The following is a 15,546-nucleotide window of genomic DNA, read 5'->3' on the forward strand; positions in this document are numbered from 1 at the left end:
GTTTATACCACCTTTTATTTTTAATATTTCTAGCTACTTTCTGCATTTCTTACCACAATTATATATCTAAATTCCTTTAGCGTCTTTTACCTCGTTTCCCCTTTTAAAGGATAATATGTAACTGATTAGGAATAATAGAGAAACCAATGGGACTGTTCCTTTGATATTACTAGTGCTTGCACTCATTTTTTAGTTATAATCCATAAAAATAAATAACCTTATATAAAGATTGTATAATCATAATAAAAGTCGCACAATAATAAACTCCATGAGGTTTATTGTTGTTCAAGTGAACTACTCACCACTTAACGTCCTTACGGACTGTTTGAAGTGGGGGCTTCTTGGGAAGTAGATACTTTTATTAGCTATCTATATTTACCAAGCTATAAGGGTAGTACCTACCCCTAAAGAAAATACCAATTACATGGCTAATTTTAGTAAGTTTATACTTGCGTTTACATCTCTATCATGATGGCTATTGCATTCAGGGCAAGTCCACTCTCTAAGGCTTAGATTCTTGACTTCCTTATTTTTATAACCACAGCAAGAACACAATTGGCTACTCGCATAATTCTTAGGTGCGATTATCAAATCGCGACCTTTCCATATTGCTTTATAGTCAAGGTGCTCTCTGAATTTAGTCCAAGATACTTCACTGATTGCTTTTGCTAATTTGTGATTCTTTTGCATGTTCTTCACTTTCAAGTCCTCAATCACAATTACTTGGTTTTCGTTTGTGATTTCATTGCTTATCTTGTGAAGAAAATCATTGCGTTGATTCGCAATCTTCTCATGTAGTCTTGCAACTTGTAACCTGGCCTTGTTTCTATTGTTTGAACCTTTCTTTTTACGCGACAAAGAGCGCTGCAGAAGAACTAATCTTCTTTCGGCTTTTCTTAACCATTTAGGGTTCTCATATTTCTTGCCATTAGACAATATTGCAAAGTCTTTTAGCCCAACATCAATACCAACTTTTGCATCAACTTTAGGAAACAATTGCTCATTTTCTTCTACTAAAATCGATACAAAGTATTTACCAGTAGGTGTTTGAGACACTGTAGTAGATTTAATTAATCCAAAGAATTGTCTGTGCTGTTTAATCTTTACCAAGGTCTTTAGTTTGGGCAGTTTGATATAACCACTCTCAATGTAAACCGTGCCTTTTTGGTTATTTGTTGTATAACTACGATGGTTATCTTTCTTACTTTTGAATTTTGGAAACCCAACAGATTTATCACGGAAAAAGTTAGCGTATGCTTTATTTAAATTCATTTGAGCATTCGCCAACGCAAGACTATCAACTTCCTTTAGGAATGGAAATTCAGCCTTATATTGTGCAGGCGTAGGATATTTAACAGATTTATCAAGTTTATCCTGTGATTCTTGATAAGATTTGATTCTATCTGCAAGCATCTTGTTGTATACAAATCGAACACACCCAAATGTTTTTGAGAAAAACATTTGTTGTTCTTTATTTGGATAGATACGATATTTGTATGATTTTAACATTTCCTACACCTCACTTTTCCCTTGATTTTCAATATATTTCTTTACTACATCTATCGGTGAACCACCCGTAGTAATCAAGCAAAAGCTTCTTGACCAAAACATTTCTTTCCAAAGTGTTTTTCTCACATGGGGAAAGTCTCTCTTGATTAGTCGAGAACTTGCACTTTTATAAGCATTAATGAACTTTGTCATTTCTGTATTCGGATGTGCCTTGAATAAGATATGCACATGGTCTACATCATGATTCCATTCAACTAATGTGATGTTATAGCTTTCAGATAGTCGGACAAACATGTCTTTTGCATAGTCCGACATATCATCATCAAATACATTTCTTCTGTATTTCACGACCAATACAAGGTGACAATACAACAAGAACACTGAATGATTATTGGTATCTAACTTCATTGATATACCAATCTTAACCCTTTATAGAACTGATTATATCGGAGGTGAAAATAAAAGACAAAGCCTTTTGGCTGCGCCAAACGGAAATTCATCTCCCACCTATGGTTAGGCTATGCCCTTCACACGCTTGAGGAAGGAGAATTCTTTCGGGGAATTTGTTAAATTGCTAGAAATTCCATAGCAATGCTATTATATATCTATGAATAAGTAAAAGGATATTCAATATGACTAGGTGTAGCTACTTCCATTTTAATTGAAATTTCAACTATATACAGTAACACTTTTAATATAAGTAAGGGAGCGATTACTGTTGAAAATGACAAAAGGTGATGCAATACTCCGTTTGCTGACAGAAATTAAATTAGAGCTGAAGGAAACAAAAGAGGCTATTGAAAAATTAGATGAGAGATTAGATAAAATAGAAAAGCAAACACTTTCTACAAATTCATCTAAACCTACTCTAAATAATCGAAAAGAAAAAGATTGAAAATATCCTTCTAAGATGAAATGAATTAGAGGGATATTTTTTATTTTAGAATATGTGGAAACAAGTAGAACATCTAGAATAAGTACCTTTCATCATTTAATATAGATGTTACAATATAGATTGTACGATGAACATGATTTTCTTTCTTACTACCACACAGAAATTGTCACCTAGCTCTTGCTAGGGCTTTTTCTATGCACAATATTAATTGCATCATAAGTATACACACGTTATAATAGTCACCTAATTACATATGAAGAGGTGCAAAAAATGAATAAGACAGAATTAACAAAAGTAATAGCAGAAAAAGCAGAACTTACACAAAAAGATGCAGCTGCAGCAACACAAGCTGTTTTAGATACAATAACAACTGCGCTAGCAAATGGGGAGAAAGTACAGATTCTTGGATTTGGTACATTTGAAGTACGCGAAAGATCTGCACGTACAGGACGTAACCCACAAACAGGTGAAGAAATGCAAATCGCCGCTTCAAAGGCACCTGCTTTTAAAGCTGGAAAAGAATTAAAAGAAGCAGTGAAATAATTATATATAGTCAAAAGGGTTTGATATTTATCTCAAACCCTTTTTTAATAGATTTTTTTCATAAAACAAAAAAAATCATCCAAAGTTTATATAAATAATATAGATTCCCCAAAGAATGTAACTAACTTGTGTTATGATATACATTGTAAATTCGAAACCAGTGAGCTTTCTTTCTCTTTTTATTTTTCGTAAATACAGATAAAAACAAAAAGTAGATAAAAGCATTAAGAATACAGAAACATTAAATATATTCTCTATACTAGTAATAACCGATCAACTCCTTACCTGAAAATTAGTTAGTATAGAATAAGCATATCATATGAAAGTTTAACTTACTTCAAATCTACTTTTTTTCAACAGAATATACTTAATATTTTCATATTTAACAGAAATACTTGTTTAAAAAGATAAAAGAATCTCTTTTGCATCAATAGATTCACAAAAGAGATTCTAATTTTAGTTCATTTACTTATAAGATATCAGGCTTATTATTCATGAGGGTTAGGTGCAATATAAGCTGGAGCTGGCCCGCAAGTTACTGGAAAAGCAAATAACAACGCAGGCTTATATGGTAGCCCAAGCAACGAAAGCATTCCTAATGCTCCCCAGTAATCCTCTTTCTTAAGATACGATTTTATTTGATTAAAATATGATTTACTAATACCTAATGCATCCTGCCAACATCTTTCCCAAACGTTACTAGAGTACATATTAGATGGAATTTCTTCATCATTCATTACATAAACACCAGCTATAATAGCTGCTTTTTCTTCATTGTTATATGAAGATTTCGCTAATTCTTCTTTATTAAGAACATATTTACCTGTTTTATCATCCTTTACCATAAGTACCGAAAAAATATATTCTAATTCTTTAACTTGAGCTTCTAATTCCTCCTGTGTTGCGTTGTATTTCTTTCCATCCTCTATAGTTGCAGCTGAAGCGAGAGTTGGTACAAAAACTAGAGTAAGAGCCATTAACATAAACATCATTTTCTTTAACATAGTGAATTAACCCCATGCCCATCAACTTAAGAACATAGGCAAAATGAACTTTCGTTCATTAGGACTAAAAAATTCTTAAAGTAGAGGTACACTCTTAAAAATGTGCATGCCAAATAAACCTAGATAGGCATTATTTTCAAAAAATTATGCAGCTTTCTTTTGTCTTCTCAAACCACTATACTCATATACAATGCCCAGAATATCAAAGACTGTCTTCTTCTCATACCGGTGGGATTTCCGTCCGTTTTTTTGTAAGAGATTAAAAAGATGGAGAAAAACCTTTGTTATTTCTTGAGTACTTTTTTGTAGAGCTTCATATGCCAAATACAGATGATCTTGAATCATGTAAATAGCTTTATATTCACTTAATTCTTTTTTCTTTTTTTGTAGTAGCAGTTGTCTCATTTTGAACATAGTTGAAGAACAAAGTAAAATAGCGATTAATTGGCCATAAAGATGACATTCTAGACGTTCCCGCTTAACATTATGACAACGATTGATACCAAAAAGAGATTTCCATGTTTTAAATACAATCTCTATTTGCCAACGTAGCGAGTAGATATCGTGAATATGTTCCATCGGAACAACTTCCCATGGGATGTTGGTAATATAAACATTGATTTCTGTTAAACGTTTACTTTTTTCAGAGTATGTAACTCCTTTTTTCTTCTCAACATAAGTTTGTTGTTTCCTACGTTTATGAATTTGAGTTGATGTGAGTCTATATATTACAACTCGTGAGGGTAATTTTTGTTGCCCAATATAGGCATTCTGAATTTCATAAGTATCTTCTGGTTTTATCTGATGCATAATATCTTCAAGGTTAAGCAAAACATATAAAGATTGCTTTTTTACTGTCCCATTCCGAAAGAATTCTGGAGATTCATTTTTTACATATACTCTATTATTTAATTTCAAACGTGAAACATAGAATACTCCCCGTTGATCCGTCTGGTCTAAATCTTTTAGAGAAAAATATCCTAAATCTCGAATACATAAATCTCCTGGGCGTAAGGTATCTAAACACTGTGTACCAAAGGTTTTATCATTATTTTTACCTGGTTCCATTTGAAAGTTGAGGAATTTCCCACTATGTAAATCATACTCTAGCTGAATCTTAATACCGGCTGTTTGTGCACATCCTCCTGAACCAGGATAAATAGGAGCCAAATGATTGGGTACTTGAAAAATAGTAGCATCTAAAATACGTATACGTTGAAAATAAGAGGTGTATTGGTTTGAGATTTGAGACGAATCGTTTAGTTTGCTTTTGATTAAAAGGGAAAATACACGCTGTAGAAATAAAACAGCGCATCGGTTAAAACGTTGATTAAGTCCTTCTGGACTCATAAGTGTAGCTGTATTTGCATAAAGCTGACTACATAATCGAGTTAGAGAATCGCTTGCTACCTGTTGACTAATCCAGATACATAAAGCAGCCAAATCTCGTGCACCATACTTACTTTTACGTTTTACAAAACCTGTCTCTTGTGCAAGTTGTTGAAGAATATGTGGAGATAGATATCGCTGTAGTTCTTTAGCGAACAAATGAAACTCATCCTGAATCGATAGATTCATACAAAACGCCATCCTTTCTGTATATTTCTACAAAAAGAATAACGTCTATTTTACATAATGGATAGTGTAAAACTTTAGCTTTATGGCGATGCGTCAGCACTCCATAACCATCTATTTAACCGATAGATGGTTAATTTATTTCTACGTTCGAAATTATATGATTTTATTATCTCTACACATCAACACATATTACTTTTTGTGTTTATCTCGCCAAATGAACTAATTTTTATATTTTTCTATTATGATATTTAGTACAATATCAATAGGAGTGATAAATTGTGAAGTTTAAAAAAACAAAGATAATTCTAGGGGTCTTATTACTACTGATTCTCTCTACATTCTTAATGACGAAAGAGTCAAAAATTAAAGATTTTCCTGTGTTTATTTTTTCTAACCATGTTGAAGATGATAAGCCAGCAGATTATCAATATACTTTTGGATATTTACCTTTAATGTCTATAAGAGCTAAAGGGTGGAAAAAAACGCATGAAGAAGGAGCTACTACTGTATTTGAAAAGGAAAATAGAAAAGTTATTGTTATAAAGTTTCCTGGAGAAGACAATTTTTACTTATATGAACCGAAAAATAAATATTAATCAAAAGACCTTCAGGTTTACTGAAGGTTTTTTGATTAATGTTTATTAGGGGTACCGCCACATCGCTATCAAGCTAATATTTTAGAGTATCCCCAAAACGAAAATTGTATCTCTCCATAGTTGTTTATGAAAATTCAGTTCATTTTTTTCATTTTGGGGAACAATTAGTCTCTTAAGTTGATGGGCATGTGAATTAACCCCCAGAATTTAATTTTTTCTTTTTCTTTTCTTCTCCCAAAACTATAAACTTACTATTTGAAGTTCTGATCTTCATCTAAAACATTTACATTTAACACCCTCTTTTTCCAATATTTATAATAATGGTAATATAACCAACTATAAATGTATATATTTTACAAACAATTCACCTATTACGATCATTTGAATTTCAATATATAACTATAAAAAAAGCTATCATTCTACATAATAGCTTCTTTTCACCAATCTACTAACATAGTTCTAAATATAGAAAAATATCCTAATAATATTTGAGGAAATTAAATTCATATAATTTTATTTTTATATATTAAAATTATATATTAATGTTATACTAAGATGAATCAAGAAGCATCCAAGATTCCTTGATTAATCACTACATTTTCCTTAAAGCGAACTCAACAAGAAAAGACACTGTATAGTGTCTTTTCTTGTTGAGTTTGCACCTTTAATCAATAGTAAGAGGATATATATCTATGCCCTCTTATTGTTGATTGGTGTTAGAATTGCTGCTCCCACAAACAGAATATCTGAAAGACACTCATATAAGAGTGTCTTTTCTTTATGCAAAAAATTATTTTTAAACAAAAACTCTTTATAAAAGAACGCAAGTTCGTATATAATAAGAACAAACGTTCTTATTATATACGAAGGAATAACAGTGTATGACTATTCTATCTTACCGAATAGAATCATCTTATGTGTTGATTTACGTAGCTTTTACGCTTCAGTAAGTTGCATCAAAATGGGGTTAGATCTTATGTATACAAAATTGGCAGTAGTCGGTGATGTAAGTAGAAACGGTTCAATCGTTCTAGCTGCCACGCCACCATTAAAAGCATTGGGTGTAAAGAAGATGGCCAGATTATACGAGATTCCTCGCAGAAAAGACATTCTTGTTGTAAATCCGATTATGGGAACTTACATAAAATGCTCTAATTACATAACAAAGCTAGCTTTGCAGTACGTTCCTATTGAGGATTTTCACCAATACAGCATCGATGAATTTTTTATGGATATTACGGATAGTATTCATTTATTTGCTAACGATCCCTATGAATTTGCGTTGAAATTTAAACGTGAAATTTATACGAAAACACGGATTGAATGCACAATAGGAATTGGCCCTAACCCTTTAATGAGCAAAGTGGCTTTAGATGTGGAAGCGAAGAAAACTAAAGATTGTATAGCATACTGGAAGTACGAAGATGTACCCATAAAATTATGGCCAATACGACCACTTAGTAAGTTTTGGGGGATTTCAGGTAAGACAGAAGCGAAGTTAAACCGAAAGGGAATTCATTCAATTGGAGATTTAGCACAATATCCCCTTAAATACTTAAAACAAAGCTTCGGCGTTATTGGCGAAGAATTACACTTACATAGCAACGGCATTGATTTTAGCCGTATATCAGAAAAATACGTTCCAACAACGACTTCTATTGGTAAAAGCCAAATACTTATGCGTGATTACACTATAGAAGAGTTTCCAATTATTCTACTGGAGCATATAGAAGAAGTTTGTTATCGAATGCGAAGGCAAAACAAACTAGCTCAAACTGTCCATTTTTCCATTGGTTATAGCAAAAGTTCCGCTGGTGGCTTCAGAAAAACTCACACTATGAACCGACCGACCAATTTAACAATGGATATATATAAGATTTGTACATATTTTTTACACGAGTTTTACACTGGAGAACCCATTAGATCCATAAATGTTTCTTTAACTAACTTAATCAATGCAGGCGAAGAACAAATCTCACTATTCGATAATGTAATACAACGAGAAAAAGAAATGAAACTAACGAAAGTAATGGACGAAATACGCACTAAATTTGGTAAGAACAGCATATTAAGAGGAATTTCGTATACAAATAGCGCCACAGCTAGATACAGAAATACACTAATAGGAGGACACAAATTATGAACAACGCTAATATGCCAAAAGGGCGCGGAATGGTGAAATGGGCTCCATTCGCAGCATTAACACCCCAATTTGATGGGATACGTGAAATCATTAGGGAACAACACAAAGTCACCCGTCCGATTTTAACAACTGACGAAAAAGAACGAATTGAAAATATGCTATTATGTTCCTTAGTATCAGAAGAAGAAATAATGATTACATATTATGAGGACGGTTATTTACTCACTAATTATATGACCGTTGTTGAAATTGATCCTTCAAATAGCGCTGTTATATGTACGGATGCTTTTTATAATAAGATGAAACTACAATTTTCTAATATAATAGATGTTAAATAGAATGAATTAATGTAATCACGTTTGGATTATTAAAAAGGAGTGTAAAAATGCAAGGAAATCAGTTAAGAAAGAACGCCGCAGGAGCAATTATTCATAATAATATTAATAGCTATCCCATTCTAAATATACCTATGATTATTAATAAGGAAGATGGGATCATTTATGAGGTGTTAAACACTGGTTTTCAAGCTAATGATGCAGTAGCAATGATAACAACGGATGGTTTTGCTACAACCAGGGTAAATGCACCGATCTTAACAGCAAAAAACAACGATGGTAGTCTTCAAATATACCGCTTACCGTTAGAATTGGAATATTGGGTGCTTTCTTGTATGCATGCTGCTTCAGAAGGAAAAAATCCATTCCCCTGTAAAGTCGCTTTTGGAATTATAGACACAAAATTTTTGGTTCTGGTGCAAATAAAGGATACATACCATGGAAAAATGAGGATTCCTGCCAGAATCGTTCTTTACACTGTTAATCCAAATAATTGGTGAATGAATTGTTTTTGATTTTGAACAGACTGATCCCGTAAATCAACCTGTTCTTTTTTGATCATATGCATAGCTTCTACTCCTGCAAGAATAGATATAGCTGTATGAGTCCTAACATAGAGCGTATACGTTTTTTATAATAAAACGATGGTCCTGCTCTACGATGTTATTTCAATATTTTACCCTTCGGATTTTGGTGCGTATTGGTATCCTTTTTTCTTTCTTCAACTGTTCGATAGCAATTGGATAAGCAGGATTCTTATCGACTGTTATAACACGAGGCTTTGAAACATGAAAAAACTGCAAAGCTTTCTTGAAAAAGTGCTTTGCAGTCTTATGATTTCTAGATTTACTCAAATAAAAGTCAATCGTGTTTCCTTCAGAATCAACGGCACGATATAAATACATCCATTGTCCTTTTACTTTTATATATGTTTCGTCCACCCTCCATGAGTTATTCGTTTATTTGAGATGACGTCGAATTCGGTTATCAAACTCCGGTCCATATTGATGTACCTATCGCATAATAGTTGTATGAGCCAGAAATAATCCTCGTTCCTCCATCATTTCCACCAAATCACGAAAGCTTAAGTTGTACCGTAGGTACCAACGTACAGTTAACAAGATGATGTCTGGTTGATAATGTTTCCACTTAAATAAATTCTCTTTTTCCATACTAATCACACACCTTTTATAGAGTAGTACTATCAGTATGTCCAAGATTTATAGACTCGTTGCAATTTGCTTGGAGTTTTTGCACCAGAACCATATATAATCACTTCTGTTATTATTCCATTTACCAGATGCTTATTTACGGTTCTCCACTATTTCTATTACGGTTAATGGAATGTCTTGACCCTCGTGTTTAAGGACTTACGCACATAAAAGTGAGCAAGGACATTTAATCTCTGCTTTAACAGTGTTTTGTGTTCTTTGTAGAATATGTTATCTCTGTAACACATAAAAATATTGAATTTAGGAAATAATAATTCTTGTTATTAGCACATGGCCCGAAGGACATCTGATCCATCTGAATATGCGCGAAGTAATACATTGGAAAAGGAGGAAAAATATGAGAATCCGAAAAAATGTTCGTTCACTTAGCTCCGAAGAAAAAAAAGCGTTTGTAGAAGCATTGTTGTCTCTTAAAAAGAATGGGAGGTACGACGAATATGTCCACTGGCACCACGCAGTTATGGACCCAGCAGTACTGCCAAACGAACCTAGGGATGCACGATACAGAAATGGGGCACACCGTGGACCAGCGTTCTTACCTTGGCATCGTGAATTCTTAATGCAAGTTGAAGCGGACTTGCAAAAAATTGATTCGGCAATAACAATACCCTATTGGAATTGGACAGAGGACGCTGAACTTCCTGATCCAACCAAAGCACCTATATGGTCTGATGATTTTATGGGCGGTAATGGAGTAGAATCCGAGGGTTGGAGAGTTCAAAGTGGTCCATTTGCATTCAAAAATGGTAACTGGCCTATTCCTGAAGGTCATGATGGTCCGGCACTTATGCGTCAGTTCGGTGGTGGAATCCAAAACTTTAATCTTCCCACTAAAGAGGATTTATCCAAGGCTTTGAATGAAGTCTTCTATGACACTCCGCCCTATAACGTCAGTCCATTTACATTAGGCTTTCGTAATCGTATAGAAGGCTGGGTAACAAAGCGTGGGGATAATCAAGTGAAGACGGATGGGACACAGTTACATAATCGTGTTCATGTCTGGGTAGGAGGATCAATGGTTCCAATGACTTCACCTAATGACCCTGTTTTTCTTCTACATCATTGTTTCGTGGACAAGGTTTGGGCTGATTGGCAGGAACTGCGTGCGAAAGACGGAATGTCACCTAAACCAAATTACGCTCCTGAAAAAGATGGTCCATCGGGTCATAACCTGGATGATGAAATGAAGCCATGGAATCGAAAAATCCGAGATGTTCTTGATATTTCCAAGTTAGGCTATTCGTACGAACAACCAGTGGCTGAACCAGAAATTAGCCGTCCTTTTTCTCCATTCGAAGCTATATAACTTCACAGGGTATACCTTTGCCTTGTATCCGGATCTGCGCAATTCGGTGAACTTAGTAGGCTCTAGAAAAGAAGTTGTGGTATTAATATATAAGGGGGAGGCGTTACTATATTTAGTCCTTACTCGGTGATACAGTCCCTCCTTCTTACTTAACTTTAATTACTAATAAGAATATAAATTATATTTTTATTGTTATTGTGATTCTTGTACAGCTTTAAGAGCGTTAATGCGATCGTAACCATGAAATTCTCTTTAGGAAAGCTACCTCGGTTAAACGGGGAACAACAAGAACAACTAAAGCAAGTCATTATCACTCATGTGCCTCATGAGGTAGGATTTACAGCGAAATTTAATTGGACTTTGGAAATCATTGCAGCCTATATTCAACGTGAATACGACTATTCCTACTCTCTTCGTGGAGTATCTAAAAGATGCTCTTAAACCTGTTGCAAGTGATACAAGTTGGGAAGATGCAAGACTTATGGCTGGTGTAGGAGATCACCTCTATATTGTTAGAGGAGAGGACTTAATTAGGATGAGAGAAAGTGACCTTAGACCTGACCTACATTTTCCAGGTCAATCAGGTTGGCGGAATGCTACACTGTTAGCAGGTACTGGGTGAAGGATCTATCTTGCCCAGAACGGTAAATTAATCAGTGTGAAAGGAAATACTCTTGAACGTGCTACAAGTGAACCAGGTTGGCAGGATACGACTCTGTTGTCCACTTTTATAAATTACATCTATCATGTTGGCATAACTTCAGAATAAAGATTTATTAAAAAGTTTCCTTTAATCGGTATTTAACGGCAAATGCAAAAAAACATTTAATACCAAGAATACCTTATTATTATCAAGTTACTATCCATATTGCTCATATTACTTCAAAATTTAAATAATACTAAAATAACACCATTACACAAAGATTTATGTGTAGTGTTGTTATTTTGTTTTACTTTTGCTATTTCCATTGTTACCAGATTAATAAAATTTTATACATGCCCCCCTTCCCTACCTCATATATATAAATTAAGTCTAGGACACTAGGACACTAGGACACTAGGACACGCATTAGATGTCACAAAATCAAAAGCTACAGCATTGCTATTAGAAGTATGTGTGCAACATACGAATGTAGTAAATGAATATATCAAAACATACCTACAAAATCATTTAGATAAAAATAGAATGAAAGAATTAAAGAAAATAATTCGCTATATCAATGTCCATAATCCATATGAAGAAGAATTTTCTTTTACCGAATTAATGGCATATTTATTTGATGAAATTAAGGGTAATAGTAAAAATATCAAGACAAGAATTACGGAATGGATAGACCAGTATAAATAATGGATTATTAATTACTTGTAAAAATATTATGTTCACTAAAAACTAGTTAATAAATTAATTTGTTAATCATTTGATTATTTGAATTGAATAGATAATAAATCATAGATAGAACTTCTATAGAATGGAGTGAAATTATGAAATTGTGCTTAATATGTAATGAACAAATAGAGTTTGTTAATCAGATTCAACTAAAAAAGAAGCTTCCTTCCTCAAAAATGTGAAGGGGTGAATCACCAATTTTAGGTGGGAGATGAATGTCGGTAGGCGAAAGCCTACGTTTTTTAGTTGCTTATTAGTTTCGGTGTACAAGGTAGAACAACCCCAAATAACAGCAAATAAAAAAGAATTGAGTCAAAGAGCTTCCAACGTTCTAACTTTAAAGCTTAACTTCTTTAAGATTCATTCAAGAAGGGAGGATAATATTAAAAAGAAAAGTGCCCTAATTACCTTTTGATAAAGAATTACAACGACTTAAAAATAATAATGCTATTGCAAATGGGCCACTCACAAACATAAAATATCAGGGACAGTACTGTTCCCACTTTAAAGTGCATGTTGCACTACCGGCTGAGGCAATTTCCTGTCGAGTCCATCGTCCCCCTTTATACCAAGAGGCGTTTTGCATGGAATCATCCTTCCCAATCCACCATATTTCCATGCTCCCTGGGATTCTTGATAAAGCTGTGATACTTCCTAAGAGAAAACTGTATACACCAGCATAAATGGGTCCTTCCGTTGAAAAGCATTTCCCGGTGTGTTCTATATGACGGAAGATAATTATAATAATACATAAAATCGAATCTTTCTAAGACGTTTACAACAATTTAATTAACTTTATCAAATTTTATTTCTTACTAGTATATTTTGATATACTCACTTTAGATGATTATCTCTGCATAATTGGGTGAGTGTCTAAGATGCATAGCTTCGGTTATAATCCTTAACAATGTTTATTTTTGGAGGCGTCTTGGTCAAACAAAGTTATTAACTAACCTTGAAAGACGATTTATTATTATCTCCCAATCAGATGATTAAGTAAAAAAACATCTAGCCTGTAATTTGACTAGGCGAATATCCGAATAACGTATTAATTAAGGAAATAAAGCGGTTGTTGCAATAGAAGCGACTTATAAACTTAACGTAAACATTCACCTGTAGAATTATCTGTTGTTAAGCATTGCGTAGCGAATCTTAAGAAAATAGCGGACCATTTATCTTCATGTTTAAAATGAATTATCAATGCTCCATCTTGAAACACACCATTATCTTCTATCCACTCTTCTGTGCCAGTGTTCCCTTGATTCATATGAACATCATGCATCCCTTTAAGCCCGTTTCTGTCTAAAAACTCCAGTTTGATCCTTCTTTCTTCTTCATTGGAAATATTTCTTGGATATCTAAAATTTCTGGGTATCGTGGATATGCATCTCCAAAAAAATATATATCAGCATCGCTTTTTTTGGCCTTTCTAATTCGATCATGTATGTACTCATTTAAATCATTGTATTCCCCTTAAATACACCATATATGGGAAGTGACCTATACCCATCCACCTTCTTTTCTTTAATAATATTTACTGTCCCATTCCGTAATTAATCTAATTTTATAAAATAATACATATTTTCCATTTAAACTTTCAGATTAATACTATTTTCTAGTATATATGAAGAACGACACTAACCTTAGTCAATATTTAATGAATAAGGTTAGTGAGCTTCACACATACACGCTATGCTTTGTAAGAAGCAACTTGATTTCCTTAAATTTTCAAAAATTATATATGTTTCTAAGTTACTTGTGAACAGGAACCTCAGTAAAGAGTTCAATCCCGAGGGCCTCTTCAACATCACTAAAATGATTGGCGAAAGTTCTTGACCCATCTATAGTTCCACCAAACAATAATCCTATGACGCGATTTTGCTCATCGACAATGACTGAACCTGAGTCCCCTCGATCAGAAAATGTAGGATTTCTGGTAGTATCCGGTTCAATGGTAATTTGATTTGTTAATGTCACTACACCAATACTTGGCCCATAAGGAATTGGAACAGTACGATCAAGTCCAGTTACAGTTCCAAAGGTCAATTCAGTCGTACGGCCTTGCTTACGAACAGCTGTACCGAGAGCTGGCAAGGTTTTCCCTTTTACCTTACCAATATTTAGAATTTCTGGTGACACTGACCTGTTTTCAATAGTAGAAATAGCGGCATCAACTTGCTTGTTTTGACAATTGAATTTATTACTAAGACATGCTTTATCTAATTTGCCAATTAAATCATTTGAACATCTGCCACCGTCAGGTCTACCTGGTTGTGTCATTTCATCCCCTCGGGAAAATGAACTGTCAACGCACATGACGTGGAAATTACTTAATGCGTAAAACTTATTATCTTCTTTCTGAACAATAGCTCCAAGTGTACCGACATAGGTAACTTGATTGCCTTCTGCATTAGTAAAGGTTCTACAAGGACCTACGCTAGTTCCGCCGATTAAAGGTTCAAACCTGTCTCTTTCAACTTCAAGAACGGGTGTATCCACTGGAACCTCTAACACTTGTAATACTACCTCTTTCTCTTCAATAACATCTGTTTTTATCCCATCAATTGTACGAGGAACTTCATCTACTGGATTCACGTTTTCCTTCTTTTTTACAAATGTACGTATGGCAATCTCATCAGTTCGCTTTCCCTCCACATATTTAAATCCTACATCGACACCTATGACATTGGGCTTGCTTAGTAGTACATTTTCGTTAGCTCTTTTAATATCTATAAGTTTTTTTATCTTTTGATCCATATAATTCTTTCCTTTGTAAGAGATTTTAGAAAACACAGCCTTATTAAGAGTAGTGAGATCTAATTATGCCTATCATTTGTTATACAACAAGCTAATATAAGTGCTAGTTCTTACCACAATGATTATGTATAAAAAATGCAAGTAACAAAAAAATTAATTTTTTAAATTATAAATTTGTAAGTTGTTTTACTACACTATTGTAAAATTATTGGCCCTAAGCATACTTAAGATTGACTTGGGTTACTCAAATATATCTAGTTC

15 protein-coding genes and 1 pseudogene are annotated in these 15,546 nt (G+C 33.7%); 9 read left to right on the forward strand and 7 right to left on the reverse strand.

Annotated elements, in window-relative coordinates; all coding sequences use genetic code 11:
* Positions 1-420: 420 nt before the first annotated feature.
* A complete protein-coding gene (tnpB, locus tag CGQ22_RS18690) occupies positions 421-1,509 on the reverse strand; it encodes an IS200/IS605 family element RNA-guided endonuclease TnpB (protein WP_000920508.1) in 1,089 nt (362 codons plus the stop codon).
* 3 nt (positions 1,510-1,512) lie between these two features.
* The gene (tnpA, locus tag CGQ22_RS18695) at positions 1,513-1,917 is read right to left on the reverse strand and encodes an IS200/IS605 family transposase (RefSeq protein WP_000762772.1); all 405 of its coding nucleotides are present in this window, start codon (positions 1,915-1,917) and stop codon (positions 1,513-1,515) included.
* A gap of 310 nt (positions 1,918-2,227) precedes the next feature.
* On the opposite strand from tnpA, the gene CGQ22_RS32050 reads away from it, so the two are divergent.
* Positions 2,228-2,404: a hypothetical protein gene (locus CGQ22_RS32050; RefSeq protein WP_175423377.1), complete on the forward strand. Its 177-nt coding sequence runs from the start codon at positions 2,228-2,230 to the stop codon at positions 2,402-2,404.
* Between the two features lie 270 nt (positions 2,405-2,674).
* Complete coding sequence (locus CGQ22_RS18705; protein ID WP_089149113.1) at positions 2,675-2,947, forward strand: HU family DNA-binding protein; 273 nt, start codon at positions 2,675-2,677, stop codon at positions 2,945-2,947.
* A gap of 488 nt (positions 2,948-3,435) precedes the next feature.
* Here the strand turns inward: CGQ22_RS18705 and CGQ22_RS18710 are convergent, their stop codons facing one another.
* Together CGQ22_RS18710 and CGQ22_RS18715 are read right to left on the reverse strand one after the other, a co-directional pair.
* On the reverse strand, positions 3,436-3,951 hold the full coding sequence (locus tag CGQ22_RS18710) for a hypothetical protein (RefSeq protein ID WP_089149114.1): 516 nt from the start codon (positions 3,949-3,951) through the stop codon (positions 3,436-3,438).
* Positions 3,952-4,095: 144 nt separating this feature from the next.
* A complete protein-coding gene (locus CGQ22_RS18715) occupies positions 4,096-5,529 on the reverse strand; it encodes an IS4 family transposase (RefSeq protein ID WP_089149115.1) in 1,434 nt (477 codons plus the stop codon).
* 278 nt (positions 5,530-5,807) lie between these two features.
* Between CGQ22_RS18715 and CGQ22_RS18720 the strand changes: the two genes are divergently transcribed.
* The 4 genes from CGQ22_RS18720 (at position 5,808) to CGQ22_RS18735 (ending at position 9,103) form a co-directional block, all read left to right on the forward strand.
* Positions 5,808-6,125 (forward strand): hypothetical protein, encoded by a 318-nt coding sequence (locus CGQ22_RS18720; RefSeq protein WP_000669512.1) that lies wholly within the window; start codon positions 5,808-5,810, stop codon positions 6,123-6,125.
* Between the two features lie 877 nt (positions 6,126-7,002).
* Positions 7,003-8,268, forward strand: a complete 1,266-nt coding sequence (locus tag CGQ22_RS18725; protein ID WP_089149116.1) for a Y-family DNA polymerase — start codon at positions 7,003-7,005, stop codon at positions 8,266-8,268.
* Complete coding sequence (locus CGQ22_RS18730) at positions 8,265-8,606, forward strand: YolD-like family protein (RefSeq protein ID WP_089149117.1); 342 nt, start codon at positions 8,265-8,267, stop codon at positions 8,604-8,606. Before CGQ22_RS18725 ends, CGQ22_RS18730 begins: the two co-directional genes overlap by 4 nt.
* A 47-nt stretch (positions 8,607-8,653) precedes the next feature.
* Entirely contained in the window at positions 8,654-9,103 is a 450-nt protein-coding gene (locus CGQ22_RS18735; protein ID WP_254704124.1) for a hypothetical protein, read from the forward strand.
* On the opposite strand, the pseudogene CGQ22_RS18740 reads toward CGQ22_RS18735, so the two are convergent.
* A pseudogene (locus tag CGQ22_RS18740) lies at positions 9,076-9,775 on the reverse strand (IS6 family transposase). The gene CGQ22_RS18735 and the pseudogene CGQ22_RS18740 sit on opposite strands and share 28 nt — an antisense overlap.
* Positions 9,776-10,172: 397 nt before the next feature.
* On the opposite strand from CGQ22_RS18740, the gene CGQ22_RS18745 reads away from it, so the two are divergent.
* The 3 genes from CGQ22_RS18745 (at position 10,173) to CGQ22_RS18755 (ending at position 12,489) form a co-directional block, all read left to right on the forward strand.
* A complete protein-coding gene (locus CGQ22_RS18745; protein ID WP_089149118.1) occupies positions 10,173-11,141 on the forward strand; it encodes a tyrosinase family protein in 969 nt (322 codons plus the stop codon).
* A 388-nt stretch (positions 11,142-11,529) separates the two neighbouring features.
* Positions 11,530-11,763, forward strand: a complete 234-nt coding sequence (locus CGQ22_RS18750) for a hypothetical protein (protein ID WP_141106079.1) — start codon at positions 11,530-11,532, stop codon at positions 11,761-11,763.
* Positions 11,764-12,258: 495 nt separating this feature from the next.
* Positions 12,259-12,489: a hypothetical protein gene (locus CGQ22_RS18755; protein WP_089149120.1), complete on the forward strand. Its 231-nt coding sequence runs from the start codon at positions 12,259-12,261 to the stop codon at positions 12,487-12,489.
* Between the two features lie 1,135 nt (positions 12,490-13,624).
* Here the strand turns inward: CGQ22_RS18755 and CGQ22_RS18765 are convergent.
* Positions 13,625-13,930 (reverse strand): DUF2278 family protein, encoded by a 306-nt coding sequence (locus tag CGQ22_RS18765; protein WP_347361485.1) that lies wholly within the window; start codon positions 13,928-13,930, stop codon positions 13,625-13,627.
* A gap of 350 nt (positions 13,931-14,280) precedes the next feature.
* Complete coding sequence (locus CGQ22_RS18770) at positions 14,281-15,285, reverse strand: chymotrypsin family serine protease (protein ID WP_089149123.1); 1,005 nt, start codon at positions 15,283-15,285, stop codon at positions 14,281-14,283.
* Between the last annotated feature and the right edge of the window lie 261 nt (positions 15,286-15,546).

This window comes from Bacillus sp. M13(2017) (assembly GCF_002218325.1).
In the GTDB taxonomy this organism is placed as follows: domain Bacteria; phylum Bacillota; class Bacilli; order Bacillales; family Bacillaceae_G; genus Bacillus_A; species Bacillus_A thuringiensis_K.

Bases quoted from the DNA above. Each gene is read 5' to 3' on its own strand.
- tnpB (WP_000920508.1), bottom strand. From the start codon at position 1,509: ATGTTAAAATCATACAAATATCGTATCTATCCAAATAAAGAACAACAA.
- tnpA (WP_000762772.1), bottom strand. From the start codon at position 1,917: ATGAAGTTAGATACCAATAATCATTCAGTGTTCTTGTTGTATTGTCAC.
- CGQ22_RS18705 (WP_089149113.1), top strand. From the start codon at position 2,675: ATGAATAAGACAGAATTAACAAAAGTAATAGCAGAAAAAGCAGAACTT.
- CGQ22_RS18710 (WP_089149114.1), bottom strand. From the start codon at position 3,951: ATGTTAAAGAAAATGATGTTTATGTTAATGGCTCTTACTCTAGTTTTT.
- CGQ22_RS18715 (WP_089149115.1), bottom strand. From the start codon at position 5,529: ATGAATCTATCGATTCAGGATGAGTTTCATTTGTTCGCTAAAGAACTA.
- CGQ22_RS18730 (WP_089149117.1), top strand. From the start codon at position 8,265: ATGAACAACGCTAATATGCCAAAAGGGCGCGGAATGGTGAAATGGGCT.
- CGQ22_RS18735 (WP_254704124.1), top strand. From the start codon at position 8,654: ATGCAAGGAAATCAGTTAAGAAAGAACGCCGCAGGAGCAATTATTCAT.
- CGQ22_RS18745 (WP_089149118.1), top strand. From the start codon at position 10,173: ATGAGAATCCGAAAAAATGTTCGTTCACTTAGCTCCGAAGAAAAAAAA.
- CGQ22_RS18770 (WP_089149123.1), bottom strand. From the start codon at position 15,285: ATGGATCAAAAGATAAAAAAACTTATAGATATTAAAAGAGCTAACGAA.